Source organism: Bacillus methanolicus (assembly GCF_028888695.1).
Classification (GTDB): domain Bacteria; phylum Bacillota; class Bacilli; order Bacillales; family Cytobacillaceae; genus Bacillus_Z; species Bacillus_Z methanolicus_B.
In genome coordinates, this window is the sequence record NZ_PNFF01000001.1 from 1,789,373 (window position 1) to 1,814,911 (window position 25,539).

Below are 25,539 nucleotides of genomic sequence, written 5' to 3' on the forward strand. Positions count from 1 at the left end.
TTGTTTCAACATGTTCGATAAAATGAAATTAAAGAGATGAAACGAGGTGAATTTTTTTGGAAAAAAGACGACTGGGGAAATCAGACTTGATGGTAAGCAAGCTCGGTCTCGGATGCATGTCCCTTGGCACAGACCAAAAAGCAGCAAGGGAAATTATTGAGGCTGCGCTTGAAGAGGGCGTCAATTATTTTGATACAGCCGATTTGTATGATTTCGGCGAAAATGAAAAAATCGTCGGTCAATCATTAAAAGACGTCCGTGAAAAAGTGATCATTGCAACGAAAGCAGGAAATCGCTGGAATGACGGCAAAACAAGCTGGAGATGGGATCCTTCAAAAGAGTATATAAAAGAAGCTGCGAAACAAAGTTTAAGACGGCTTGGGACGGATTATATTGACCTTTTCCAGCTCCACGGCGGAACAATTGACGATCCGATTGATAAGACAATCGAAGCTTTTGAAGAATTAAAAGCGGAAGGAATAATCCGTTATTACGGAATTTCATCAATACGCCCGAATGTAATCCGTGAGTATGTGAAAAGGTCAAATATTGTTTCCGTAATGATGCAGTACAGCATTTTGGACCGCCGTCCGGAAGAAGAGGCGCTTTCACTATTGAATAACCATCAAATAAGCGTTGTTGCGCGTGGACCTGTTGCAAAAGGCTTGTTAAGCGACAAAATGCTTGAAAAAGCTTCAAAATCAGTGAAAGAAAATGGATATTTGGACTACAGCTACCAAGAATTAGAACAAGTCCTGACAGCTTTAAAAGAAAAGGTTGCCGGTTCCCGTCCTCTTACTGAAATCGCCTTACAATACGATCTGTCCCATCCTGCCGTCGCTTCGGTCATTGCCGGTGCAAGTTCCGTGCAGCAAGTAAGAGAAAATGCACGGGCTGTCATGAGCGAGCCGCTTTCACAGGAGGAAGTGGAGCTAATCCAATCTTTGACAAAAGCAAACAAATATGATCAGCATCGATAATGTATAAAAAAGAACCGGGTTTTCTTTAAATAATATTAGATTGGAAGCTCATAGAATCAGTTCAACGGCGCATGAACGAAATGATAGGTTTCTAATGTCAGATCGATGGGTCATAAACAAAATGATAGGCTCATAAATCAGATCGACGGCTCATAAAATGAAATAAAGGCTGATAAATCGGATTGAAGGCTCATATTTCGAAATAAGGGCTCATATATCAAAATGACCGCTCATATTTCGAAATGAGGGCTCATATATCAAAATGACCGCTCATATTTCGAAATAAGGGCTCATAACCTTCATAAATGCGAATTCCGAGGGTGTCGATAGACTAAAAATGCCAGGCTGGACCATTGATTTGGGTTCAGCCTGGCATTTAATAGCTATTTTAAGAGGGAATCCGTCCACTTTCGAGATTTATGAGCCACTTTTCAGAGTTTATGATCCACTTTTCATAGATTATGAGCCACTTTTGAAGATTTATGATCCACTTTCCAGGGTTTATGATCCACTTCTTAAAGTTTATAAGCCACTTTTCAATGAATGAACCACTTCCTCTCTTTTCATAGGTTCAACATTATTTAAAGTCCTTCCAGTTTAAATTGCTTTCTGAAAGCAGTTCTTCAAATGACTTGTTTTTTTCCCGCAGGCGACGTTCTTCTCTTTTTCGCTGTTCTTCTTCTTTCTGCCTACGTTCTTCCTCTGCCTTCAATTCTTTTTGTTTTTCTTTTAATTGTTTCATCAAATCTTGATTCAGCATATCGCCTAACGTAACAGTGCTTTCATCTTTTTTCGGTTTATGATTGGATGGTTGTCTTTTCATTCCACATTCCTCACTACCAATTAATTTGAAAAATATTATATCATCATGTTTATAAAAAATGACAGAGAGATACACACACAAGTTGTTTGATTTTATATTGCACATTAAATAGGATTAAAAAGAGCTCACAGTATACACTGTAAGCCCTTTTTCGATTTTTCTCTTTAAGAAGCAAAATCATTTTTATTATAGTTTCATACTTGGCCCGAAGAATTCGTAATGAATTGCTTCTTCTTTGACGCCAATATCTTGTAATGCTTGATAAGTGGCTTTCATAAATGGAACAGGTCCGCAAATATAGTAATCTGCATCTTTGTTTTCAATCACTTCTTGCAACCATTCAGACGTAATATATCCCTCTTTATCAAAACTTTGTGAAGCGATATCTTCTTCAGTCGGATCGGAATAGCAGAAAAGAACTTTTGCACCTAATGAAGATGTTTCTTCACGAAGCGCATGGTATCGTCCATTTCTTGCTGCATGAATAAATGTGATATCACGTTCTGGCTGTTCTTTTGAAGCAACCTTTAACATGCTCATTAGTGGTGTAATCCCTACTCCGCCACTGATAAGTACAAGAGGCTTTTTATTCTCCATATTTAAGACAAAGTCACCTGCGGGAACACTTACTTCAATTGTATCTCCCTCATTTACAAAGTCATGCAAGAAATTTGAAACAATCCCCTTTTGTTTCTGTTCCTCAGCTTCGCGCTTAACCGAAATGCGATAATACTCTCCATTCGGAGCATCGGATAAACTGTATTGGCGAATTTGTGTATACTCGCTGCCCGGTGTTTTGACACGAACACTAATATACTGGCCCGGCAAGAAGGAAGCTACCTTTGATCCGTCTTTTGGTTTTAAATAAAAGGATGTAATAACATCACTTTCTTTTATTTTGTTTGCAACATAAAATTCTTTAAAATCTCTCCATCCGCCTTCTTTGCTTTCCGCTTCTTCATACATCTCTTTCTCAATAGAAATAAATGTATCTGCCAGAACACCGTATGCTTCTGTCCAAGCTTGAATGATTTCATCTGTAGCTGCATCTTTTAATACATCTTTGATTGCTAAGATTAAATATTTTCCTACGATTGGATAATGCTCCGGTTTGATTCCGAGGCTGCGATGTTTATGGGCGATTAGTTTCACATCTGGCATGATTTTTTCAAGCTGGTCAATGAAAACCGCAAATGCATAAACCGCATTAGCTAAAGCTGATTGCTGTCTGCCTATTTTTTGATTCGTATGGTTAAAAATATTTAGAAGTTCCGGATGCGCATTTAGCATCGTCGCATAAAAACGCTTTGTAATTTCTTCACCATGTTTTTCCAATACAGGAACAGTACTTTTTACAATTTCAATCGTTTTCGCACTTAACATTTTGTCTCATCCTTTTTAAATATGCATTTTAAATACATCTTTATAGTAAAAAAATTACCGTAAAAAGATATATTTTATATACATCTTTAAAAAAGTTGTCACATTTCCAATGTGATTATGATGAAAACAATGGCAGAGCATAAACCTTACCAACCGGTTGGAAAAAATGCTATGATAAAAATACCTTTATTTCAACCAAGGGGTCAGTGAAATGAGATTAACAAATTATACGGATTACTCGATTCGTGTTTTATTATATCTGGCATTAAAAAAAGATGATGAATTAAGCAATATTAAAGAGATTGCTGAAGCCTATCACATCTCAAAAAATCATTTAATGAAAGTTATTCATGAGCTCGGAAAGCTTGGTCTTATAGAAACGATCCGGGGACGAAACGGCGGCATACGACTTGCAAAGCATCCCCGCGACATCAATATCGGGGAAGTCGTAACACACACAGAGGAAGATTTTCACGTGGTAGAATGTTTTCATCGCGAGGGAAATCAATGTCTCATCTCACCCTCTTGTAAATTAAAACATGCTTTATATGAAGCACTACAAGCATTCATCACTGTCTTAAAAGGGTATACTTTAGAAGATCTGACTCGAAACAAAGATGAGCTCCAGCAGCTTTTACGCTCTAAACCGTAAATCTATAGTGAAAACGGAGGAAAGTTTCGGTTACTATTTCATTAAAAATTAGAATTGACAGCGTTTTTATATAATGTTTCTATTAATTTACGAAAAGGCAGGACTATATTACCCTGCCTTTTGCATAAAAAAATACTAGAAAGCGTCAGTGAAAACCGTTTCATCGATGATCAATTCAGGTTCGGTTGAATTTATAATATCTTCAATTGTGAAACCTTTTGCCACTTCTACAAGCTTCAGACCAGATTCTGTTACATCGATAACGGCCCGCTCTGTAATTATCCGGTCTACAACTCCCTTGCCTGTAAGTGGGAGACTGCACTCTTTTAAAATTTTAGAATCCCCGTTTTTATTCGTGTGCTCCATAATCACAATAATCTTTTGCGCACCATGGACAAGGTCCATCGCACCGCCCATTCCTTTGATCATTTTGCCGGGTATCATCCAATTGGCGAGATCGCCTTTCTCGGATACTTCCATTCCTCCGAGGATGGCGAGATGAATATGCCCTCCGCGAATCATGGCAAATGATTCGGCACTATCAAAATACGAGGCACCCGGGATTGCCGTTACGGTTTCTTTTCCGGCGTTAATTAAGTCAGGATCGACCTCATTCTCTTCAGGATACGGGCCAATGCCTAGGAGGCCGTTTTCCGACTGCAGCACAACTTGCTTATTTTCCGAAATATAGTTGGCTACAAGAGTCGGCATTCCAATTCCAAGATTCACATAAAAGCCATTTTCAATTTCTTTTTCCGCTCGTCTGGCAATCCTTTCACGAACAGCCGCTTTGTCTTTGCTCATCCTTTTCTCTCCTTTCTTAAAAACTATTTTTTTACTGTAAGCCGTTCAATCCGCTTCTCCTGTTCTCCTTCAATCAATACCTGAACGTAAATGCTTGGCGTATGAATAAAATTCGGATCAAGTTCCCCTGTTTCATAAAGTGTTTCAACTTCTGCGATTGTCACTTTTCCTGCTGCCGCGATCATTGGATTGAAGTTTCTTGCCGTTTTGTGATAAATCAAATTGCCCATTTTGTCTCCCTTCCAGGCGCGGACAAGACTAAAATCTGCAGTAAGCGCTTCTTCCAAAAGATATTCTTTTCCGTTAAACACTCTTGTTTCTTTTCCTTCCGCTATCGGAGTGCCGACACCAGCCGGGGTGAAAAACGCCGGAATTCCCGCTCCGCCTGCCCGGATTTTTTCTGCAAGTGTACCCTGCGGAATTAATTCCACTTCGATCTCACCTGTCAACACTTGCCGCTCAAATTCTTTATTTTCCCCCACATAAGAACCGACCATTTTCTTAATTTGTTTGTTCTTCAAAAGAAGTCCAAGTCCCCAATCGTCTATACCGCAGTTATTTGAAATGACCGTTAAGTTTTTCACGCCTTTTTCAACCAGTGCCAAGATAAGGTTTTCCGGTATTCCGCAAAGACCGAAACCACCGACCATGAGTGTGGCGCCATCATGAATGTCAGCAACTGCCTCATGGAAGGATGTGCATATTTTCTTCATCCGCATTCACTCCTTTTGAAAACGCTTTCTAATTTTTAAAAAAGTTTACTTAATTTTAATAATTGTCTCTAAAACAGGACAGATTCACATAATGCTCGGGTCTGCTACAGCACTTTCATTCCACATTTCTTTTACGAAAATTTTGATTATTATTTCTATTTTAAATTTATTCCCATTAAAATATTCTATGAGAACAGGAGGGTGAAACATGACGCTGCATTTGCCTGAACATATAACAATTATTGAAGTCGGACCGAGAGACGGGCTCCAAAATGAAAAAAATTTTATACCTACTGACGCAAAAAAGGAGTTTATTAACGCTTTAAAGCTTGCCGGCTTAAAAGAATTGGAACTGACTTCTTTCGTCTCTCCGAAATGGGTTCCGCAAATGAGTGATGCCGCCGAAATTGTGGAGGAGTGTCTTGATGAGGAAACAAGAAACATTGTGCTTGCACCAAACCGGAAGGGGATTGACCGTGTATATATAACCGGCTGCAGGGCAGTCGCTTTGTTCGTCGGGGTCAGCAACAGCTTTAATCAAAAAAATATTAATAAAACTACGAAGGAAAGTATGAATGAAGTAAAACCGATGATTAAAGAGCTGAAAGAGAAAGGATTTTTTGTCCGTGCTTGTATTTCAACAGCTTTTTACTGTCCTTATGAAGGAAAAATTTTGGAAGAGGACACAATCAAGCTTTGCGAAGAGTTTGTTGCTGCAGGTGCTGACGAGCTGAGTGTAGCAGATACGATCGGCATGGCGGCTCCTCATGAGTCTTATTCTTTATTTTCAAAGTTAACGAAAGCGTTTCCAGACACATTGCTGACAGCCCACTTTCATAATACGCGGAATATGGCCTTAACAAACATTTTTGCGGCGATTCAGGCAGGGATTTCCCGTTTTGATACATCTGCCGGAGGTCTGGGCGGATGTCCATTTGCACCAGGTGCGGCGGGAAATGCAGCAACAGAGGATGTTGTTTATATGCTTGAGCGGATGGGTATCCGGACCGGCATTGATTTAGAAAAACTACTGCACGCGATTGAAATTGTCCGCCCTCTCCTTTCCCGCCCGATTGAAAGCACCTATTACAAGCTTAACGCTCAACCCATATAAATGAATTTTTAATGAATAAGCATTCGTGGGTTAACTCATCTTATAAAATGAAGACAAACTTGAAGGGAGAATAACGATGACCGATAAAAGAGAAAAAGGCTACAACCAAAAGGGAAAGCCTGTCGCTGATACAGTAAAACAAACAATCGCTGCAGAAGAACTTGAAAAAGCAATCCACCCGACAAAACGGCAGAATGCTAAACAATAAGAAATGCGCACAAAAAGGGGCTTACTCATAAGTGTCTGACTCCCTCCAACAATCACAATATATAGAATAGTGTTATCAGTTTGTCTATATGTTGTATTAGAGGGGTCTGACCCTTTGCCTATGAGTCAGTCCCTTTTTCGTTTTAGAATTATTATGTTTTACCCGCCTGAAAAATGGTAAAATAAAGAAGACTACATTTGCGGAGGGATCGTCTTTGAAAAAGGCATTCCGTTTCCTTTTCTCTTTTCTAATTTTGCTATCATCAATCGGCGTTTATTTTACAAACCGCCTGATGTACATAAAAAAGAAAGAGGATACGTTCATTCTTAATCGGGAAAAAAAAGCCGGGCGGCTAAACCTGTCTGAATATGAAAAATTGCCAAAACGGGAAATTATGATCTCTTCCCCTTTCGGTTACTTCATTAAAGCCGTTTTAGTAGAACCGTACTATACAAATCAATATATAATCATCAGCCATGGTGTAACGGAAAACAAAATAAATTCGATTAAGTACATGAATCTATTTTTAGAACGGGGATTTAATGTCCTCATTTATGACCACCGCCGTCATGGAGAATCCGGAGGAAAAACGACCAGCTTCGGCCACTACGAAAAGTTTGATTTGAAAGCTGTTGTTGATTGGCTGAAATCAGAAAAAGGTCCTGATCTTCTTCTTGGAATTCACGGTGAATCAATGGGGGCTGCAACGATGCTCTTGTATGCCGGAATGCTTGAGGACGGTGCAAATTTCTACATTGCTGATTGCCCGTTCTCCGATTTTAAGGAACAGCTCGCCTACCGGCTTAAAATGGAATTCAAGCTCCCTTCGACACTGTTTTTGCCTGTTGCTGATCTGTTTTTGCGGGTACGCGATAAATATTCCATCGGGGAAGTTTCGCCAATATCCGTTATTGAAAATATCAAAAATCCGACCTTATTTATTCATAGCAAGAAAGACGACTTTATACTGCCAATGATGACGGAAGCACTGTATGAACGAAAAAAAGGGCCGAAAAAGCTTTTCATGGCAGCTAACGGTGTTCATGCCCAATCTTTTAATGAGAATATGAAAGAATATGAAATGATGATTGATGAATTTTTGCAGGATTATGTTCATCGAAAATACCCGACAACGGAATACTTGTCTTTTTAATTATGAAAGAAATAATCATATTCAAAAGCATTTTCATGACAGGACCGAAGCGACCTCAAGGGCCTAGGCTCCTATAATACTACCGCTTTCCTTCGTGCGATGTATCACTTCCGAAGCGTTCCCTTGTGGATCTGGACCGTGTACAGATAGATTTAAACTATACTGTCATCATTGTTTTAATTTAAAACATTAGATAATATCTTTCTTTAATAAATTCAAAACAACGTGAACTACCCGAATATATATAACCCTAAAACACTGTCATCAACTGTATCAACCAACAGGACAATTTGTTTGGCAAAACTGTAAAAAGAACGAATTGTTAGGGAATCCCTTAAATTCTCTTCTAATTTCCAACCCACTGGCATTAAATTGAATGATTTATTTCGGTCAAAATAGGCAATTTGGACAAATCTCTTTATTCTCTCAGTCTCTTTTAAATACAAAGGAGTAACGGCTTCTTTTTTGATTAAAAAATATTTAAGATTCCTCGGTCCTGTCGGTAGATAAGAATCTTTTCCCCTGTACAAATCTGATACAACTGGATAAAATCCCTTGGACAGTAAACTATTTACCAATTCTTTTGATTCGTCTTTAAGCTCTGATAATTGTATTTCCTTGAATTTTCCATCTATGAAAAATTGTTTGACTTCCTTATAGTGGGGTACTAATTCTTTCATAATGATATCAAGCACAAATGGGTTAACATCTCGAAATATATTTGCTGACTTTTCTTCTTGAATCACATCAGGTGCTGCGAAAAAGAAGCACACCTCACTCATATGATTTAAACATTCCGCTGATTTTATGGATTTAGAACTCAGCTTACTAATGTCAAAATCATCTTCTTCATCTGGATTCTCAGTCCACGGATCATCAATTTCTTTAATCCAATCAAAAGGATATACCTTTTCTTCGCCTTGATAAACTTCACTTACTGAGATAAACTTTGTCCAACCTTGTTGCCATCTTCTTTTAGCTCTAAGAAATGCAAAAGTTCCTATACTGACTGATACGAAAAGAATTATGAATATTTTAGCCAAAGCCCCCATCAATTTTTACCTCTCTTTAACTTTTATTGCTTATTTTTTGAAACTCTCCTTGCCGCATCTGGTACTGCTTCTGCAAAATTGGGCTTACCTTCTGAAGTTATGTATTATCATGATAATTGAGAAAAGTATACTTCAATTTTTAAATAATAGATATTGCTAAAATATTGAAAAATATAAATTTTTTTAACCAAAAAAGCAGGCCCGTTTTTCGATGGCCTGCCTGTTCGTTTCTCTATTTTTCTATCAATAATATTCATTCTAAGTGTATCGAATGGGATCTCAATCTTTCTATTTTTTCCCTTTAACATAATCGGCATCAAACAAGAATAAACGCATTAACAAAATGATCGATGGGATTAATAGCAATAATCCTAAAATAAATGCGATGACAAGCGCAATTCCCATTGTCTCATTCGTGTAGCCGCTGTAAATGGTGACATAAGGGTATAAAAGATACGGCAAGTGGGAAGCCCCATAGCCAAAGAACGCAAAGAAAAATTGAAACATAACGAAGATAAAGGCCGTTCCGTAATTTCGACGCATCCAGATCAATACGGATGCGATGATGAAACAAATTAATGAAAGCACAAACATCCACCAGTAATGATCGAGAATATTTTCAAAGTGAGCGAAATTATGTTGTCTTAACGTAACAAAAACTAAGAAACTTGCCAAAATCGTCGGCAGGCTCCAAAAAAGGGCAAATCCGCGCAAAAGCTCAAGCGCCTTACGGTCATCTGCTCTGTCCGCATAATACGTAAGGAAGCTGGCACTTATAAATAAAACTGACACAATCGCCAAAATGACGACACTCCAAGAATAAGGGTTTATAAATAACTCTTTTGCTAAGAAGACTAACTTGTCTCCTCTTTTTTCAATAAAACCGCCTTCCGAAATCGTCAGAGCAGTTGATAACGAGGCAGGAATCAGCAGCCCTGTTGCTCCATATAAAAACATATATATGTTATTATCTTTTGCTCCGTAGTTATTGAATGCATAAAAGGAACCGCGAATCGCTAATAAAACGAGTGAAATACTTCCCGGTACAAGCAAGGCTGTTCCAAAATAGTATGCTGTATCAGGAAAGAATCCGACAATTCCGACAAAGAAAAAGACAAAAAATACGTTCGTTACTTCCCATACAGGTGATAAGTAACGGCTAATAAGCTTATTCATTATATGATCTTGTTTTGTGATTTTTCCATAATAAGCGAAAAAACCTGCGCCAAAATCAACGGAAGCAACAATTAAGTACCCATAAAGAAACAGCCAAAGAACAGTTATTCCTACTAATTGATTTTCCACCTTCAGCATCCTCCTTTCCTGGATTAATCGCGAAATCGATACTCAAGCTCTGCTTCAGCCGGGTTGTTGATAAACATTTTGCGAAGCACAATTGTACAAACTATGGCAAGCAGTGCATATAAGCCAAAGAACAACCACAACATCTCTCCTACTCCGTTTGAGGTAGTCGCTGCTTCCGATACTTTCATATATCCTCTTAAAATCCACGGCTGACGGCCAACTTCCGCCAAAAACCAACCTAATTCAATAGAAATCATTGCTAAAGGGCCGCAAAGAACAATTGCACGCAGCAGCCATTTATGTTGCATCCATTCTTTTTTCCATTTGGAAAAAACAACATATAAGAAAGATACAAGGAGCATAAACATAGCAAACATTACTTTAAAGTCAAACAAATAGTGTATATATAATGGAGGAGTTTCATCTTTTGGAAACTCATTTAACCCTATTACTTCCCCGTCAAAATTGCTGAAAGATAAAAAGCTTAGCATCTTCGGTAAATGAATGGCATATTTGACCTCTTGTTTATCTTCATCTAATACACCGAATAAAACAAGGTCGGCTCCTTTTTCCGTTTCAAAATGCCATTCAATCGCAGCTAATTTTTCAGGCTGGTGCTTTGCCAGGAACTTCGCGGACAAGTCGCCTGCGATCCCTGTCAGTATGGCAAAAATAAATGCTGATGTAACTGTTAAATGCAAAGCTTTTCTCGTATACTCTGTATTTTTTCCTCTTAAAATTTGGAATGCTGCAATCGTGGCCAGTATGAATGCAGATGTTACGTAAGCAGTTGCCAAGACGTGAAATGTTTTCGTTGGTGTTGCCGGATTAAACATGGCTTTAATGGGGTCTAATGTTGTGATAGCACCATCTACTATTTGGAAGCCTTGCGGTGTGTTCATAAATGCATTGACAGTCGTAATAAAAAACGCAGACATTGAGGCTCCAAGGACAATCGGAATCGATAACATCCAATGATAAAGCTGGTTTTTAAATCGATCCCACGTATATAAATAAATTCCTAAGAAAATGGCTTCAAAGAAGAAAGCGAATGTTTCCAAAAATAAAGGCAAACTAATCGCTTGTCCTGCAATCTTCATAAAGCTCGGCCATAAAAGCGAAAGCTGCAAACCGATACATGTTCCGGTTACTACTCCAATCGCTACCGTGATGACAAACCCGCGTGTCCAGCGTCTAGCAAGCAGTAAATAATGGGAATCATTCTTTTTAATTCCAATAAATTCTGCAATCGAAACCATCAAAGGGATGCCAACCCCAATTGTTGCGAAAATAATGTGGAAGGATAACGTTAAAGTCGTTAATATGCGGCTTAGCATGATATTATCAAATTCCATATGTTCCTCACCTCTCCATTTATTCGTTTTCACTATATTCATAGTATAAAACTTGTTTTGCCTCATGAGCTTTTAAGCTTTGAACACTTCGTGACAAATTTCACGAATTTTTTGTGAAAAACATTCATAAGTTCGAATTACATCTTGAACAAAATCCCTTACCATACTCATCAGAATATCGCGCCAGACATTAATATAAGGTGCATTTCACTGCACCTGTTGTTTTATTGTCCGACACATAAAAAAAAACGAGGCTGAGAGTCAGCCCCGCCTGATCTTATTTTTATTATTTTGTTTTATCAATAAAGCTCATTCTTCCGTTTATGATCTCGCCCGAACTTTTTAATTGAAAACAATTGGCACTTTCTAAAAAATCAATTTTCATTTTTTCATCCAGCAAAACTTTTGCCGACTTCTCTACAAAAATGCTCCTGTTGTTTGTGACAATTTCTTCGTCGTCACTGTCTGTTTCGCTGACGAACCAAAGAGCCGTTACACCGTTTACGGCGCAGCCGCATCCGTCTGTATCATATTTTAGCTTTAAATAACCTGTTTTTCCCGCCGTTTTCTCATCAAGTTTACTGGCAGCCTCGTCTGTTAATGTGATTTCCACCTGAATGCTCCTTTCTTGTTGCATGACCTTATTGTAGCATTTTGAGCTCCGTTTTTCTTTATCCGGCTCGCTTTTCTATTCATCTGCAAACCGGACATCAGCAATGCTTGAAATTTCAATCTGGTGCACTTCTTCAAAACGGTCGACCACATGGAGTTTTTTGGCTGTTTCATCCCAATAATGAATAGTGCCGATGACGAGCTGGTACCTCCGCCCCCTGTAATACGTAATTGCTACGCTTTTTTTAAATTCCATTGCTTCCGCCATCACTTCATTCATCACTTCAAGCTGCTGTTCATCGGGCTCTATTTTGTTCTCGTACATATCTTCCTTTGCCCAGTCTCTGAGCAGCTTTACATGTTCAGGAAGCATCATCGATGTCCATTTGATCCTTCCCCGGTCTCGTATCATCGTTTCTCCACCTCACTCCAGTTCGTTTACATTTTATGGCCGCCAACGAGAGTCGCCCGGTGTCTGGCTGTTCCGGCTTCCGTATAGGAAACAGCCCGCAGCAATGCCCCTGATCCAAACCGGCTGCGAATACGATCGACAGCATAACCGAGTTCGTGCTTTTTCCAACCGTTTAAATCAAACAGGCTGAGCTGCATTTGATTATCATCGACGATGTTTCCAAGTGAAATGGAAATTTTCCGGACCGTTTTTCCTTCATAAAATTCATGAAAAAGATCCAGACAAACCCGGTAAAGGTCCATTGTTACGTTTGTCGGCTGCTCAACCGTCCGGGAGCGGTAAAAGCCGCCGCCGAATTCATCCTGGCTGTAGCCGAGGCCAAAGCTGATCGTCCTTCCCGCCTTTTTGTGGTTTCGGGCTCTTCTCGCCACTTCTTCACACATTTCCAATATGACAGCTTTAATTTCATGCTCTTCCTTGTAGTCGCGCAATAGGACCTGGCTTTTTCCAAAACTGATCTGCCCTTCCATAATCGGCGCCCCGATATCGGAAAGGTCGACTCCCCATGCATGATAATAAAGCTGGTTCCCCATGATTCCAAATTTCTTTTCAAGTGCTTTCAAATCGTAGCGGGCCAATTGCCCGACTGTGAAAATTCCCATGCTGTTGAGCGTTTTTTCGACTCGACTGCCGATTCCCCACATTTCCCGGAGCGGGGAAACGTTCCACAGTTTTTTTGGCACATCCTCATACGTCCATTCGGCAATCCCTTGTTTTTTTGCTTCAAGATCAAGACACAGCTTTGCCATAAGCATGTTCGGTCCGATGCCAATCGCGCACGGCAGCTGAAACTCCCGTTCAAGATCATCCCTGATTTTTTTCGCAATGGTCATCGGATCACCCCAGAGATCAACAACGCCGTCTACTTGGATAAAACTCTCATCGACACTGTAAGTGTGAATCGCTTCTTTCGGAACGTAACGGTGAAATACACGGGTAATTTCAGTGGAAATCCGCAAATATGTTGCCATTTTCGGCTCTACTAGTTGGATACGGGGATCATCGGGAATTTCAAACAACCGGGAACCGGTCTTAACGCCGAATTCCTTTTTCAGCCGGGGAGATGCGGCAAGAACGACACTTCCCTGCCGTTCTACATTCCCGACAACAGCCAGGTAACATTCAAGCGGATCAAGACCAAGCATGACAGCAGAACAGCTTGCATAAAAGCTCTTCATATCAATGCATAAAATTTTATTGTGCGGCATCTTGCTGTAATCAACCATGATCCTGCCTCCTAAAATTTAGAACATACGTTCTCTATCATTATACCCATATATTAAGCGAATATGTGTTCGATTTCAATGGAAATTTAACGACGAATTTCTTGATATCGGCTTTCTTGCCAGTATGGCACTTTTTCCGGGAAGAGGTATAATCGAACTTGAGGTGCAAGAGATGGAGAAAAAATTTGTGATAAAAATGATCGAAAATTGTTTCAAGCAATACGGACATAACCGGGAGTCGATTCCGTTAAGCGAAGAAGAATACGAACAGCTTTATAAAAAAGTAATGGATTTGATAGAAGAGGAGCCGCTTGGTAATTTGTATACAATCGTCAATGATGTTGTTTATGAATACTTGACAGAGTGAGATGAGGAGGCATTTCTTCACTTTTATTCACAAAAAAATCGAATAAAAGTGAAGAAATCGCCAGTTGCGGTTTATCATTTAATCAGTATATTTACGAGTCGCATACGAGAAAATGGTAGATATATCTGTAAAGTGGTCGATATATCCGAAAAAGTCGCGCGTTATCGAGCCGGAACACCCACATAAAAATAACGTAATTTTTGTTTTCCTATTTTTGATTAAAAGCTTTCTTGCCGAGCCGCTCAAATAACCGCGGAAATAACGTATAAATGATGCTTCCCGCATTCATCCAGCGGGGAAGGTTAATTTCCCTGACAGGAGTAAAAATTTTATCGACAACTTTTTTGGCTACGTATTCAGGCTGAAGCATAATCCTCTTGACATTCTGAACGTATGTACCTTTCTCATCGGCAATTTGAAAAAAGTTGGTCGCAATCGGCCCCGGATTGACTGAGGTCACATACACATGATAATCGGCAAGCTCCATCCGCAAACTGTTTGTATAGCCGAGAACAGCATGTTTCGTTGCTGCATAAACGCTTGATTTCGGCGTTGCAATTTTTCCGGCTTGGGAGGCAATGTTGATGATATGGCCGGAACGCTGCTCCCTCATCTTCGGAAGCACCATGCTTGTGCAAGCCATAAGCCCGATCACATTGACATTGAACATCCCTTTCATTTCATCGATCGTTATTTTATGTGCTTCACGGAAAATTCCAAAACCCGCATTATTAATTAAAACATCGACCCGGCCGATTTCTTTGAATATTTTTTGAAATATTTCCTGGATTTGATCAGTATCGGACACGTCTAGCTTATAAACATAAACTTGGACACTGTACTGCCCTTCAAGCTTTTTCTTTAAAATTTCCAGTTTATCTATGCTTCGGGCAAGCAATACCAGATTTGCTCCCCGTTCAGCACAAAGTGTGGCAATTTCCGCGCCAATTCCTCCTGATGCCCCGGTAATGATGATATTTTTGCTTTTTAACCGTTCCAATGCTTCAGGTCACCTCATTTAGCTTTAAAAATATAAGTTTGATTGTCTTTCATCATATCAATCTCACCTAATGAGTCAAAATAGTCAAGCTGGGCGATCGTCTCTGAAATTGTGAGCGGTAATTCCCGTTCATAAACGGCCGGGAATAGGCGCTTGCAAATTTCAAACACGGTCAGCTCTTCTTTTTCAAGCCATTTTTTTACTTGCATCGCCCTTTCATGCTGGCGCTCCAGTCTTTTTTCTGCCAATTGATGAACGTCCGTAATGTCCGTGCCATGCCCCGTATACATCCGTTCAATCGGAAGATCAAACAGCCGTTTTATCGAATGATTATATTGAAGCTGAGGCTTTGGACGCTCGGTCATGCCTGGCAGCGGGGGCTCAAGCAAAGGATTCGGGGAAATCGATGTCAATAATAGGTCTCCGCCAATTAAAATCCCGTCTTTTTTGCGCCACAGCGCAATATGGCTCTGTGCATGGCCCGGTGTTTCAAGTACTTCCCAATTATCCAGCCCGGGCGGATTTTCCCCTTCGGTCAGCGTTCCGGTGAGAGACCTGTTGCATGAAAATTTCAGTGACTTTTTCATTATATCAATAAAAGAAAAGAACTTTTCGGGAATGCCAAATTCGACAAAAAGCTTTCGATAAAAATCATCATGCTCCTCAAGAAAAGATTGATTCCTGTTTATCCATCTCTCATTTAAAAAGTGGCCGTATACTTCCAATGACTGAGGAAAGAAGTCAAGCAAACCAGAGTGGTCCGGGTGGTGATGCGTCAAAATAACTTGTTCAATATCTTCTGGTATTAATTTTAAATCATTGAGCTGGCTTTTCAATGCTTCCCATGCTGACTCAGTTTTCGGACCGACATCAACAAGAGTCAGCCGATCTCCTTTTATTAAGAAAACATTAACATCACCGACCGCAAATGGCGTCGGCAAGGTAATCTTTGCAATTCCGCTTTTCCATTCAGTCATTGTTTTAGACTCCTTATTATATTTGTATAAAATTCATCGTGTCCAATTATTTGTATAATACCATCCAGTCGTGCATATTCTGGAATACATTAATTAGTTTATCGCTCTTTTTGTAAATTGTCATTATTTTCACATAACTATTTTTTAGATAATTTAAAAAATAATGCAAGTTCCCGCTTGACAGATAAATATGTTTTCTTGCATAATTACAATTAAAACTATTATGTAACGAAGCAATGAGTAAGGCCAGTAGATGGAAAACGGCGAAAGAGAGTGAAGCTCACCGGCTGAAAGGCTTCACCGCCCTCTTGACCATTGAACCTACCTTACGAGCTGTTAGGCAAACCTAAACGCATATCCGGCGTTATCGGATCAGAGCTGCACCTTTTCTATTAACTTGGCTTGTTAGTCTGGAAAAGGTGAATGAAGGTGGTACCACGGAAGATAGACCTTTCGTCCTTTACGGATGTAAGGTCTTTTTTATTTTCATAAATTCCAGAATGTTGAAATAAAAATACAGGAGGAAACAAAATGAAGAAGCTTACTTTTGTCGGAGCAGGTTCGATAGCGGAAGCAATGATCTCCGGAATGCTGAAGAGCAACCTGATAGAGAAGAACAGAATCTGGGTAACAAATCGAAAAGATGACAACAAACTAAACCGCATGAGTCAAGATTATGGCGTGAATACCTCTTACAATTTAGAAGAATTGTTCTCAAATACAGATGCAGTAATTTTAGCGATGAAGCCGAAAGACGCTGCAGAAGCCATTACCCGCATTAAAGATTACTTAACAGAAGATATGCTGATTATTTCCGTTTTGGCTGGAATATCGATTTCCAGTATTGAAGAGCTTTCCGGCAAATCCCTGGCAATCGTAAGAGCAATGCCGAATACATCAGCAGCAATCGGGAAATCTGCAACCGCGATAGCTGTTAATAAAATGGTTAAGGATCAACAAAAGAAAATCGTAAAACAAATGTTTGAAACAATCGGGCTAACAACTTTTGTTGAAGAAGAACAACTTGATGCGGTAACCGGCCTGTCGGGAAGCGGCCCGGCATATATTTATTATCTTGTCGAAGCAATGGAAAAAAGCGCTGTTGAAATTGGACTTGAAAAAGAAGTTGCAAAACAATTAATTGTGCAAACGCTGCTCGGAGCAGCGGAAATGCTGACAAAATCATCAAAATCGCCGGAGCAGCTGCGCCGGGAAGTAACAAGTCCGGGCGGAACAACAGAAGCCGGCATTAAAGTTCTCGAGGCCCACGACGTTCAGCACGCATTTATATCCTGCATTAAAGAAGCAACCGCACAATCTAAACGCCTGGGAAGCATGTTAAGCGAAGCAGTAGCAGTAAAGCCGTAGTCACATTACACGTTTCCTATTCCAATACAGCACTGTTATACTTTAAATATACGAAAAGGAATGGAGGCAATTCGTTTTGGAAGCAAAGCTGTTTTCACCATTTACGATCAAAAACACAACATTTAAAAATCGAATCGTTATGTCGCCGATGTGCATGTATTCCAGCCACAATCAGGACGGCAAAGTCCAAAATTGGCATTATACACACTACGTCAGCCGGGCGGTCGGGCAAGTCGGGCTTATAATGGTCGAAGCCACTGCCGTTACTCCACAAGGCCGAATTTCTCCTCAAGATTTAGGGATTTGGAGCGACGACCATATTGACGGGCTGAAGAAGTTAACAGATTTAATAAAAGAGCATGGTGCGAAAACCGGTATCCAGATCGCCCATGCCGGACGAAAATCGACGGTAGAAGGAGAAATCGTTGCGCCGTCTGCCATCCCGTTCAACGAACAAATGAAAACGCCAAAAGAAATGACAACAACAGAAATAAAAGAGACGATTCAAGCGTTTAAAAATGGAGCCGAGCGCGCAATCAAAGCGGGCTTTGATGTAATTGAAATTCATGCAGCCCATGGTTACCTAATCAATGAATTTTTATCCCCTTTATCTAATCAACGTACAGATGAATATGGAGGCTCACCGGAAAACCGCTACCGCTTTTTGAGAGAAGTCATCGATGAAGTAAAATCCGTTTGGGACGGCCCTCTCTTCGTCAGGGTGTCTGCAAGCGATTATCATGATGAAGGCTTATCAGTAGACGATTATGTTGTGATGTGCCGATGGATGAAAGAGCAGGGAGTCGACCTGATTGATGTCAGCTCAGGCGGTCTAGTTCCCGCACACATAAAGGTTTATCCGGGCTATCAAGTTCAATTTGCCGAAAAAATTAAACAACAAGCCGGCATTTTGACAGGAACTGTCGGGTTAATCACTTCCGGCCTTCATGCAGAGGAAATTCTGCAAAATGATCGTGCTGATTTCATTTTTCTCGCCCGGGAACTGCTAAGAAACCCATATTGGCCAAGAACCGCCGCAAAAGAGCTTGGTGTTGAAATTGAAGCACCAAAGCAATACGAGCGGGGTTGGATATAATTTACAAGTAGATGAATGCATGCAAGTGCTCAATCCGAGTAAGAAAAGGACCGGGCAAGCCCGGCTTTTCTTATTTACAAAATTGGATTGAAAGCTCATAAATGTGATCGACGGCTCATAAACGAAATTATAGGCTCATATATTAGATTGACCGCTCATAAATCGAAATAAAAGCTCATATCTCAAAATGAAGGCTCATAAATGAATTAATGAGATCCGCTTCAGCTCTGCTTTTTAACAGGAATATGAATTTCTTTAAAATCTTCGGCAATCTCTGTTTCGTGAAATATTTCCTTTGCTTCCTTGACTAGTTTAAGCCAATCATCCCGGTTATACCTTGAACTGATATGTGTTAAGCATAGTTTCTTGACATTTGCTTTTACTGCCGTTTCTGCAGCCTGGCGAGTGGTCGAATGAAAATACTCGTATGCCAATCTTTCTTCGCCTTTTGAAAATGTAGCTTCATGAACCAGCAAATCGGCATTTCGCGCTAATTGGACAGCATTTTCACATACTCTTGTATCTCCAAGGATGGAAACGACTCTCCCTTTTTGGGCGGGACCGAGAAAATCAGCCGCTTCTAGTACCGTACCATCATCAAGAACAACAGATTCGCCATTTTTTATCTTCTTGTAAATAGGCCCCGGTTTGATGCCTGCCTTCATCAGTTTATCTGCCAATAGTGTTCCTGGCCGGTCTTTTTCGATAATCCGGTATCCATAAGATGGAATTCCATGATCAAGCAGCAAGGCTTCTACGGTAAATTGATCATCTTCAAAAATAACGCCTTCTTCTATTTCAACGATTTTCAGCGGATATTTTAAAAACGTCTGGCTTACGGATAAACTTATACTCACATATTCCTTTAACCCTTTCGGCCCGTATAAAACAACCTCTGTTTCACCGCCTTGAAAAGACCTGCTTGAAAGCAGTCCCGGCAAGCCGTAAATATGGTCGCCGTGAAGATGGGTTATAAAGATTTTTTCAATTCTTCTCGGTTTAATTGACGTATGTAAGATTTGATGCTGTGTTGCTTCCCCGCAATCAAACAGCCAAATGGCGCCCCGCTCTTCTAACAGCTTTAAAGCAATAGAAGTGACATTTCTTAACTTGGCAGGAACGCCGGCACCTGTCCCTAAGAAAAAAACATCCATTTCCTTCAATCCTTTCAAAAACTGCCGAATGTATGGTAAAACCAAAGCCCTTCATGACATCGGATTCGAGAATTTTTGTTACATTCAACTATACCACACTTAATAAGCAGCTGGAATTGCATAGTTCCAACTGAAAGTAGAAAACTAATCAGGTAAGAAACATTTGCTAAATGAGCATGAAACCTATAAAATTTTGTACTTGAATGGTCTTTATATTTTGTACATATCTATTTACTCGAAAAAGAAAAAGAGAGGTTCTTAAATGGTGAAACAGAACGGAAAACCGACTGCACTTATTATGATCTTCGGAGCGACAGGAGATTTGGCAAAACGAAAATTGTTCCCATCCCTTTATAACTTGTATACAAAAAGGAAATTGGAACGGTTTGCAGTGATTGGCGTGGCAAGAAGGCCGCTTTCCACCAACGATTTTCAAACAACTGTAAAAAATTCGCTCCATACATCGAATGATAATCCTACAGATGTCAATGATTTTATTTCAAGATTTTACTATCATTCACATGACGTAACTGACTCAAGTTCTTATACTGCCTTAAATCAGCTGGCAGAGGAACTTGACAGAAATTATGGCTTGGAAGGAAACAGAATTTTTTATCTCGCGATGGCGCCGGAATTCTTTGGAACAATCGCTGAACATTTGAAAAAAGACGGACTTACGAATGTACGAGGATTTAAACGCCTCGTGATTGAAAAACCGTTCGGTCATGATCTCGAGTCTGCCAAAGCACTGAACAAGCAGATTCGAACTGCTTTTTCTGAAAAGGAGATTTACAGAATCGATCATTACCTCGGAAAAGAAATGGTTCAAAATATTGAAGAGATCCGATTTGCGAATGCGATTTTTGAACCGCTATGGAACAATAAATATATCGCGAATATTCAAGTAACATCAAGTGAAATTCTTGGTGTTGAGGAGCGCGGCCGTTATTATGAAAAAAGCGGCGCGTTAAGGGATATGGTCCAAAACCATATGCTGCAAATGGTCGCACTTTTAGCGATGGAGCCGCCGATCCGCTTAACGACAGACGAAATCCGCTCTGAAAAAGTAAAAGTGCTGCGGGCATTGCGTCCGTTGAAAGCTGAAGAAGTCAATGACTACTTTGTCAGAGGCCAATACGGAAGCGGCAAAATTAATGGAGAAACCGTGCCGGGATACAGGGAAGAACCGATGGTGGATAAAGAATCAAATACGGAAACGTTTGTAGCAGGCAAATTGATGATCGATAATTTCCGCTGGGCCGGAGTTCCTTTTTATATTCGAACCGGAAAGCGGATGAAAGCAAAATCGACAAAGATTGTGATCCAGTTTAAAGATATTCCGATGAATTTGTATTATCAAACAGATCAAACGTTAAACCCGAATTTGCTTGTGATCCATATTCAGCCTGAAGAAGGAATCACCCTTCATTTAAACGCAAAAAAAGCAGGACAAAATATGGAGACCACTCCGGTAAAATTAAACTTTTTGAATAAAGGGGCTGACGGAATGAATACCCCTGAAGCTTACGAAAAGCTTTTGTATGACTGCATACGCGGTGATGCTACAAACTTTACCCATTGGGATGAAGTGGCCTTATCATGGAGTTTTACCGATAAAATTTCTGAAGTATGGGAGAATACAAAAGAGACAAGCTTCCCTAACTATGAAGCCGGTACAATGGGGCCAAAAGCGGCAGACGAACTGTTGGAAAAAGACGGCTTCTTCTGGTGGCCAGTCACAGATCTTGATGTAGAGGAATAATATAATGTTCTAAGAAAGGGGCTGACTCATAAGCAAAGGGTCAGACCCCTTTATTATTTATAAGATAAAAACCTTGCTTAGGAAAATATACTTTTTATCGCCTCGATTAGTTCTTTAAAGAAATTAGAAACGGCATCTAAAAATCCTTTGTCACCGACTGTTTCTTCAATTCTTTTCTGGATGTCTTTTGTCAAGTCATCTAACTGTGATTGGACATTATCAAAATTAATGTTAAGATTACGCATTTTTTCAAAAAGATCAATGAGCAGCTGACGGTCTTCCGGACTTAATTGGATTTCAAGCGTTTTTATTTTTTCATCAATAATTTGTTCGACCTCTTCTTTAGTCGCCGGATTTTGTTTTGCAATTTCCTTTTTAATCTCTGTTAAAAGCTCACTTACTTTGTCCTGGTCGAGCCCTTCTTTCTTAGCCAGGTTTGTGGCAAGGCTCAATTCTTCGTTCGCCACTTCTGTACGATCTTTATTCAACTCCGTTCCTTCCCCGGTATCATATGCTTTATAAATCCCAACGAGAGCAGAGTGTCCGCTTACTTTCACCGGAGAAGCGACTTCAACAACTGCATCTTCAATCCCAGCTGTCAAAAGGGCATTGGCATACATTTCATTTGTTACTTCCGTAATGTTTTCCGGTGTGACTTGTTTAACAAGAAGACCCTCGCCTTTTTCCTTTCTTGTAATCTTTGCAGATGAATACATATTGGAATGAGGGTCCCCATCAATATAAGCGACAAGATCCTTGCCTGTTACCGTAATCTCTTTCACTTTGCTTGTATCTTTAACACCTAATAGTTTTCTAACCTCTTCTTTTTGGGCAGCGGATAATGCTTCGCCATAAACAACAATGGGAAGGCCGAATTTTTCATTAATGCTTTCTTCATCGCTGCCGCCGTTTGCCGCATAAGCCATATTTCCCAAACTGAAGACAAAAGTGAATATTGCTGCGGCTACTACCCATTTCATAAAACGTTTAAACATTTTAGCAATCTCCTTTTCTTTAAAAAGAATTCCATATTTATTGACTGGTTATGACAGAAAAAAGTTACAGAAAAACAGCGCACCACAAATGATGCGCTGCTATTTCTCATTACTTCATCCAATCAGTATGGAAGCTTCCTTCTTTATCAATGCGCTGGTAAGTGTGAGCACCGAAATAGTCGCGCTGCGCCTGAATGAGGTTGGCAGGCAATGTCTCCATTCGGTAGCTGTCATAGTAAGACAATGCTGCGGAGAAACCGGGAACCGGGATGCCGTTTTGAACAGCGACACTGATAATTTCGCGAAGTGCATCTTGATAGCTTTCGACAACCTCTTTGAAGTATGGGTCAAGGAGAAGATTTTTAAGTCCTGGGTCACGGTCGTATGCTTCTTTTATTTTTTGCAAGAATTGCGCGCGGATGATGCAGCCGCCGCGGAAAATCATCGTAATTTCTCCATATTTGAGATCCCAATTATACTCATCAGATGCCGCCCTCATTTGCGCGAATCCTTGCGCATAAGAACAAATTTTGCTCATGTACAGAGCTTTTCGGACTGATTCGATGAACGCTTCTTTATCCCCTGTAAATGTCTTGGCACTTGGACCGCGAAGCTGCTTGCTTGCTGCAACACGTTCTTCTTTCATTGCAGAGATAAATCGGGCGAACACTGATTCCGTAATGATTGGAAGTGGTACTCCTAAATCAAGGGCGCTTTGGCTTGTCCATTTGCCGGTTCCTTTTTGGCCGGCTGTATCTAAAATAACATCAACAAGCGGCTTGCCTGTTTCTTCATCTATTTTTGTAAAAATATCAGCTGTAATTTCAATCAAATAGCTGTCAAGCTCACCTTTATTCCATTCAGCATATACTTCATGCAATTCTTGGGCATTTAATCCGAGAACATGCTTTAAAAGGAAATAAGATTCCGAAATTAGCTGCATGTCTCCGTATTCGATTCCGTTATGAACCATTTTCACATAATGGCCTGCACCATCAGGGCCAATGTATGTTGTACAAGGTTCGCCATTGACTTTTGCTGCAATGTCTTTAAAAATTGGAGCCACTAAATCATATGCTTCTTTTTGGCCGCCGGGCATGATGGACGGACCGTTCAGAGCCCCTTCTTCCCCGCCGGAAACTCCCGTACCGATAAAGTGGATGCCATGTTCGCTTAATTCTTTATTGCGGCGCTGTGTATCAACGAAGAATGCATTTCCGCCGTCAATTAAAATATCACCTTTTTCAAGGTGCGGCTTCAATTGTTCGATTATTGCGTCTGTTCCTGCACCGGCTTGAACCATTATTAAAATTTTTCTTGGTTTTTCAAGCGAATGAACAAATTCTTCAATCGAATATGTACCAACAATATTTTTTCCTTTTGTTTCGGCTAGCATATTATCGGTTTTCTCACGGGAACGATTGTAAACAGACACTGTATAGCCTTTGCTTTCAATGTTCAACGCGAGGTTTTTCCCCATTACAGCTAAACCGATTACACCAATTTGCTGTTTCGTCATTCTTCTAACGTCCCTTCTTGTAATTAAATTACCCAATGTTTAGAAAAATCCACTTTTACTTTAGCAATTTTCAAAATAAGATGCAACCAGTGAACCTTTCTTTGGAAAAAAACGTTTGCCCCTTATTCTTTTTTTCTTTTTCCTCCATTTGTAAAAGTTTGAAGGAAATCCTTGTTAAAACTTGTATCTATTCCTATTTTTGATTTAATATCGATTTCTGCTTTTGCACCGGCATTTTCAATAATATGATTTCCGTATTTTTCGCGAAGTTTTTCAAGAGCATGGATCAGCGGCTCTTTTTTTGCCTCTTGTTCGTAAGAAAAAAGATCAAGCTGCTTAACAGCATGCCCTTTTTCCTGCAAATCCGTTCCGGTGATTCCTAACAATCTGACCGGATCTCCGTTCCAATGTTTGAGGAACAGAGTTTTTGCCGCCTGGCTAATTTCATCCTTTTGGCTGACAGGATTACTCAATTTTTTGCTTCTTGTGATCGTTTTTCGATCCTTATACCGGATCGTAATGGCAATATTAGCAGCTAAAACCTTTTTCCTTTTTAATCGGGCTGCAACTTTTTCCGCTAATCCATCCAAGACTTGAAATAAGGCTTGCTGATTGGAGATATCTTTCGGTAGAGTCGTTGAATTCCCGACACTTTTAAAATCAGACACAGAGTCCGGGTCGACCGGGCGATTGTCTTGTCCGTTTGCCCGTTCCTTTAATCTGGCACCGTTTATCCCAAGAAGGTTTTTAAGTTGGATTTCGTTCGCTTTTGCTAAATCACCGATTGTTCTGACTCCGATTTTCGCAAGCTTTTCAGCCGTTTTTTTGCCGACGCCGTGCATTTGTCCAACATCAAGGGGCCAGAGGATACTCGGAACATCCCGCTTGCGGAGTATCGTAATCCCAAGCGGCTTTTTCATATCGGAGGCCATTTTGGCGAGAAATTTATTTGGTGCAATCCCGATGCTGCACGGAAGATCAAGCTGTTCCAGCAATCTCTTTTGGATCGTTCGGGCAATTTCAATCGGTGATCCAAATTCACCGCTTTCGGAAATATCCATATAACCTTCATCAATCGAAACCGGTTCAACGAGATCGGAATATTGGCGCAGAATTTCAAATATTTTAATGGAAGCAGCACGGTAGCGCTCAAAGTTAGGTTTCAAGACAATAAGCTGTGGGCAAAGTTTCTTTGCTTCCCATAAGGGCATGGTCGTTTTAACCCCGAATTTTCTGGCTTCATAGCTGCAAGTTACGATAATTCCCCTTCTTTGTTCCACGTCTCCGGCAATTGCAAGGGGTTTGCCTTTTAAGGAAGGGTCATATGCCATTTCGACGGAAGCATAAAAACTATTCATATCAACATGCAGAATCACTCGCCCTTTTTTCGGAACCATTTCTTTCATGCCTTGCACTTCCTAACATATGTTCTAATGTTATTTTACCAAA

At 40.1% G+C, this 25,539-nt stretch carries 25 protein-coding genes; 9 read left to right on the plus strand and 16 right to left on the minus strand.

What is annotated here, in order from left to right:
• Positions 1 to 56 precede the first annotated feature (56 nt).
• A complete protein-coding gene (locus C0966_RS08995) occupies positions 57 to 980 on the plus strand; it encodes an aldo/keto reductase (RefSeq protein WP_274855034.1) in 924 nt (307 codons plus the stop codon).
• 577 nt (positions 981 to 1,557) lie between these two features.
• On the opposite strand, the gene C0966_RS09000 is transcribed toward C0966_RS08995, so the two are convergent.
• Together C0966_RS09000 and hmpA are read right to left on the minus strand one after the other, a co-directional pair.
• Positions 1,558 to 1,803, minus strand: coding sequence for a YqkE family protein (locus C0966_RS09000; RefSeq protein WP_274855035.1), 246 nt, complete (start codon positions 1,801 to 1,803; stop codon positions 1,558 to 1,560).
• Positions 1,804 to 1,989: 186 nt separating this feature from the next.
• Positions 1,990 to 3,186 (minus strand): NO-inducible flavohemoprotein, encoded by a 1,197-nt coding sequence (gene hmpA, locus C0966_RS09005; RefSeq protein ID WP_274855036.1) that lies wholly within the window; start codon positions 3,184 to 3,186, stop codon positions 1,990 to 1,992.
• A 211-nt stretch (positions 3,187 to 3,397) separates the two neighbouring features.
• On the opposite strand from hmpA, the gene C0966_RS09010 reads away from it, so the two are divergent.
• Complete coding sequence (locus C0966_RS09010) at positions 3,398 to 3,838, plus strand: RrF2 family transcriptional regulator (RefSeq protein ID WP_274855037.1); 441 nt, start codon at positions 3,398 to 3,400, stop codon at positions 3,836 to 3,838.
• Between the two features lie 135 nt (positions 3,839 to 3,973).
• On the opposite strand, the gene C0966_RS09015 is transcribed toward C0966_RS09010, so the two are convergent.
• A complete protein-coding gene (locus tag C0966_RS09015) occupies positions 3,974 to 4,642 on the minus strand; it encodes a CoA transferase subunit B (protein ID WP_274855038.1) in 669 nt (222 codons plus the stop codon).
• A gap of 23 nt (positions 4,643 to 4,665) precedes the next feature.
• Positions 4,666 to 5,355 (minus strand): CoA transferase subunit A, encoded by a 690-nt coding sequence (locus C0966_RS09020; protein WP_274855039.1) that lies wholly within the window; start codon positions 5,353 to 5,355, stop codon positions 4,666 to 4,668.
• A 208-nt stretch (positions 5,356 to 5,563) separates the two neighbouring features.
• On the opposite strand from C0966_RS09020, the gene C0966_RS09025 reads away from it, so the two are divergent.
• The 3 genes from C0966_RS09025 (at position 5,564) to C0966_RS09035 (ending at position 7,830) form a co-directional block, all read left to right on the plus strand.
• Positions 5,564 to 6,469: a hydroxymethylglutaryl-CoA lyase gene (locus C0966_RS09025; RefSeq protein ID WP_274855040.1), complete on the plus strand. Its 906-nt coding sequence runs from the start codon at positions 5,564 to 5,566 to the stop codon at positions 6,467 to 6,469.
• A 76-nt stretch (positions 6,470 to 6,545) separates the two neighbouring features.
• Positions 6,546 to 6,677 (plus strand): hypothetical protein, encoded by a 132-nt coding sequence (locus C0966_RS09030; protein WP_274855041.1) that lies wholly within the window; start codon positions 6,546 to 6,548, stop codon positions 6,675 to 6,677.
• Between the two features lie 214 nt (positions 6,678 to 6,891).
• Positions 6,892 to 7,830: an alpha/beta hydrolase gene (locus C0966_RS09035; RefSeq protein WP_274855043.1), complete on the plus strand. Its 939-nt coding sequence runs from the start codon at positions 6,892 to 6,894 to the stop codon at positions 7,828 to 7,830.
• 230 nt (positions 7,831 to 8,060) lie between these two features.
• Here the strand turns inward: C0966_RS09035 and C0966_RS09040 are convergent, their stop codons facing one another.
• The 6 genes from C0966_RS09040 to C0966_RS09065 all read right to left on the minus strand — a co-directional run bounded on the left by C0966_RS09040 (position 8,061) and on the right by C0966_RS09065 (position 13,852).
• Positions 8,061 to 8,882, minus strand: coding sequence for a hypothetical protein (locus C0966_RS09040; protein ID WP_274855044.1), 822 nt, complete (start codon positions 8,880 to 8,882; stop codon positions 8,061 to 8,063).
• Between the two features lie 288 nt (positions 8,883 to 9,170).
• Positions 9,171 to 10,187, minus strand: a complete 1,017-nt coding sequence (locus tag C0966_RS09045; RefSeq protein ID WP_274855045.1) for a cytochrome d ubiquinol oxidase subunit II — start codon at positions 10,185 to 10,187, stop codon at positions 9,171 to 9,173.
• A 23-nt stretch (positions 10,188 to 10,210) separates the two neighbouring features.
• Entirely contained in the window at positions 10,211 to 11,542 is a 1,332-nt protein-coding gene (locus C0966_RS09050) for a cytochrome ubiquinol oxidase subunit I (protein WP_274855046.1), read from the minus strand.
• Between the two features lie 286 nt (positions 11,543 to 11,828).
• Complete coding sequence (locus C0966_RS09055) at positions 11,829 to 12,155, minus strand: iron-sulfur cluster biosynthesis family protein (protein WP_274855047.1); 327 nt, start codon at positions 12,153 to 12,155, stop codon at positions 11,829 to 11,831.
• Between the two features lie 75 nt (positions 12,156 to 12,230).
• Entirely contained in the window at positions 12,231 to 12,566 is a 336-nt protein-coding gene (locus C0966_RS09060) for a YolD-like family protein (protein WP_274855048.1), read from the minus strand.
• A 26-nt stretch (positions 12,567 to 12,592) separates the two neighbouring features.
• Positions 12,593 to 13,852 carry a DNA polymerase thumb domain-containing protein gene (locus tag C0966_RS09065; RefSeq protein WP_274855049.1) on the minus strand — a complete coding sequence of 420 codons (1,260 nt, stop codon included), beginning with the start codon at positions 13,850 to 13,852 and terminating at the stop codon, positions 12,593 to 12,595.
• A 172-nt stretch (positions 13,853 to 14,024) separates the two neighbouring features.
• On the opposite strand from C0966_RS09065, the gene C0966_RS09070 reads away from it, so the two are divergent.
• Entirely contained in the window at positions 14,025 to 14,219 is a 195-nt protein-coding gene (locus C0966_RS09070; protein ID WP_274855050.1) for a YqzH family protein, read from the plus strand.
• 208 nt (positions 14,220 to 14,427) lie between these two features.
• On the opposite strand, the gene C0966_RS09075 is transcribed toward C0966_RS09070, so the two are convergent.
• Both C0966_RS09075 and C0966_RS09080 read right to left on the minus strand, forming a co-directional pair.
• Entirely contained in the window at positions 14,428 to 15,219 is a 792-nt protein-coding gene (locus C0966_RS09075) for an SDR family NAD(P)-dependent oxidoreductase (RefSeq protein ID WP_274855051.1), read from the minus strand.
• Positions 15,220 to 15,233: 14 nt separating this feature from the next.
• Entirely contained in the window at positions 15,234 to 16,196 is a 963-nt protein-coding gene (locus C0966_RS09080; RefSeq protein WP_274855052.1) for an MBL fold metallo-hydrolase, read from the minus strand.
• Positions 16,197 to 16,727: 531 nt separating this feature from the next.
• Here C0966_RS09080 and proC point away from each other — a divergent pair.
• The gene (gene proC, locus C0966_RS09085) at positions 16,728 to 17,564 is read left to right on the plus strand and encodes a pyrroline-5-carboxylate reductase (RefSeq protein ID WP_274855053.1); all 837 of its coding nucleotides are present in this window, start codon (positions 16,728 to 16,730) and stop codon (positions 17,562 to 17,564) included.
• A 76-nt stretch (positions 17,565 to 17,640) separates the two neighbouring features.
• The gene (gene namA / locus C0966_RS09090) at positions 17,641 to 18,660 is read left to right on the plus strand and encodes an NADPH dehydrogenase NamA (protein ID WP_274855054.1); all 1,020 of its coding nucleotides are present in this window, start codon (positions 17,641 to 17,643) and stop codon (positions 18,658 to 18,660) included.
• A 221-nt stretch (positions 18,661 to 18,881) separates the two neighbouring features.
• Here the strand turns inward: namA and rnz are convergent, their stop codons facing one another.
• Positions 18,882 to 19,814, minus strand: coding sequence for a ribonuclease Z (gene rnz / locus C0966_RS09095; RefSeq protein ID WP_274855056.1), 933 nt, complete (start codon positions 19,812 to 19,814; stop codon positions 18,882 to 18,884).
• Positions 19,815 to 20,079: 265 nt separating this feature from the next.
• Between rnz and zwf the strand changes: the two genes are divergently transcribed.
• On the plus strand, positions 20,080 to 21,576 hold the full coding sequence (zwf, locus tag C0966_RS09100; RefSeq protein WP_274855752.1) for a glucose-6-phosphate dehydrogenase: 1,497 nt from the start codon (positions 20,080 to 20,082) through the stop codon (positions 21,574 to 21,576).
• A gap of 77 nt (positions 21,577 to 21,653) precedes the next feature.
• Here zwf and C0966_RS09105 read toward each other — a convergent pair whose 3' ends face one another.
• The 3 genes from C0966_RS09105 to C0966_RS09115 all read right to left on the minus strand — a co-directional run bounded on the left by C0966_RS09105 (position 21,654) and on the right by C0966_RS09115 (position 25,496).
• Positions 21,654 to 22,571 (minus strand): DUF1002 domain-containing protein, encoded by a 918-nt coding sequence (locus C0966_RS09105; RefSeq protein ID WP_274855057.1) that lies wholly within the window; start codon positions 22,569 to 22,571, stop codon positions 21,654 to 21,656.
• A gap of 109 nt (positions 22,572 to 22,680) precedes the next feature.
• Positions 22,681 to 24,090 (minus strand): NADP-dependent phosphogluconate dehydrogenase, encoded by a 1,410-nt coding sequence (gndA, locus tag C0966_RS09110; protein WP_274855059.1) that lies wholly within the window; start codon positions 24,088 to 24,090, stop codon positions 22,681 to 22,683.
• 122 nt (positions 24,091 to 24,212) lie between these two features.
• The gene (locus C0966_RS09115; protein ID WP_274855061.1) at positions 24,213 to 25,496 is read right to left on the minus strand and encodes a DNA polymerase IV; all 1,284 of its coding nucleotides are present in this window, start codon (positions 25,494 to 25,496) and stop codon (positions 24,213 to 24,215) included.
• Positions 25,497 to 25,539 lie beyond the last annotated feature (43 nt).

What these genes read in the sequence shown, in the direction of transcription:
- C0966_RS09000 (WP_274855035.1), bottom strand. Translation starts at nt 1,803, where the DNA reads ATGAAAAGACAACCATCCAATCATAAACCGAAAAAAGATGAAAGCACT.
- hmpA (WP_274855036.1), bottom strand. Translation starts at nt 3,186, where the DNA reads ATGTTAAGTGCGAAAACGATTGAAATTGTAAAAAGTACTGTTCCTGTA.
- C0966_RS09010 (WP_274855037.1), top strand. Translation starts at nt 3,398, where the DNA reads ATGAGATTAACAAATTATACGGATTACTCGATTCGTGTTTTATTATAT.
- C0966_RS09015 (WP_274855038.1), bottom strand. Translation starts at nt 4,642, where the DNA reads ATGAGCAAAGACAAAGCGGCTGTTCGTGAAAGGATTGCCAGACGAGCG.
- C0966_RS09020 (WP_274855039.1), bottom strand. Translation starts at nt 5,355, where the DNA reads ATGAAGAAAATATGCACATCCTTCCATGAGGCAGTTGCTGACATTCAT.
- C0966_RS09025 (WP_274855040.1), top strand. Translation starts at nt 5,564, where the DNA reads ATGACGCTGCATTTGCCTGAACATATAACAATTATTGAAGTCGGACCG.
- C0966_RS09030 (WP_274855041.1), top strand. Translation starts at nt 6,546, where the DNA reads ATGACCGATAAAAGAGAAAAAGGCTACAACCAAAAGGGAAAGCCTGTC.
- C0966_RS09040 (WP_274855044.1), bottom strand. Translation starts at nt 8,882, where the DNA reads ATGGGGGCTTTGGCTAAAATATTCATAATTCTTTTCGTATCAGTCAGT.
- C0966_RS09050 (WP_274855046.1), bottom strand. Translation starts at nt 11,542, where the DNA reads ATGGAATTTGATAATATCATGCTAAGCCGCATATTAACGACTTTAACG.
- C0966_RS09060 (WP_274855048.1), bottom strand. Translation starts at nt 12,566, where the DNA reads ATGATACGAGACCGGGGAAGGATCAAATGGACATCGATGATGCTTCCT.
- C0966_RS09065 (WP_274855049.1), bottom strand. Translation starts at nt 13,852, where the DNA reads ATGGTTGATTACAGCAAGATGCCGCACAATAAAATTTTATGCATTGAT.
- C0966_RS09070 (WP_274855050.1), top strand. Translation starts at nt 14,025, where the DNA reads ATGGAGAAAAAATTTGTGATAAAAATGATCGAAAATTGTTTCAAGCAA.
- C0966_RS09080 (WP_274855052.1), bottom strand. Translation starts at nt 16,196, where the DNA reads ATGACTGAATGGAAAAGCGGAATTGCAAAGATTACCTTGCCGACGCCA.
- proC (WP_274855053.1), top strand. Translation starts at nt 16,728, where the DNA reads ATGAAGAAGCTTACTTTTGTCGGAGCAGGTTCGATAGCGGAAGCAATG.
- rnz (WP_274855056.1), bottom strand. Translation starts at nt 19,814, where the DNA reads ATGGATGTTTTTTTCTTAGGGACAGGTGCCGGCGTTCCTGCCAAGTTA.
- C0966_RS09105 (WP_274855057.1), bottom strand. Translation starts at nt 22,571, where the DNA reads ATGTTTAAACGTTTTATGAAATGGGTAGTAGCCGCAGCAATATTCACT.
- gndA (WP_274855059.1), bottom strand. Translation starts at nt 24,090, where the DNA reads ATGACGAAACAGCAAATTGGTGTAATCGGTTTAGCTGTAATGGGGAAA.
- C0966_RS09115 (WP_274855061.1), bottom strand. Translation starts at nt 25,496, where the DNA reads ATGAAAGAAATGGTTCCGAAAAAAGGGCGAGTGATTCTGCATGTTGAT.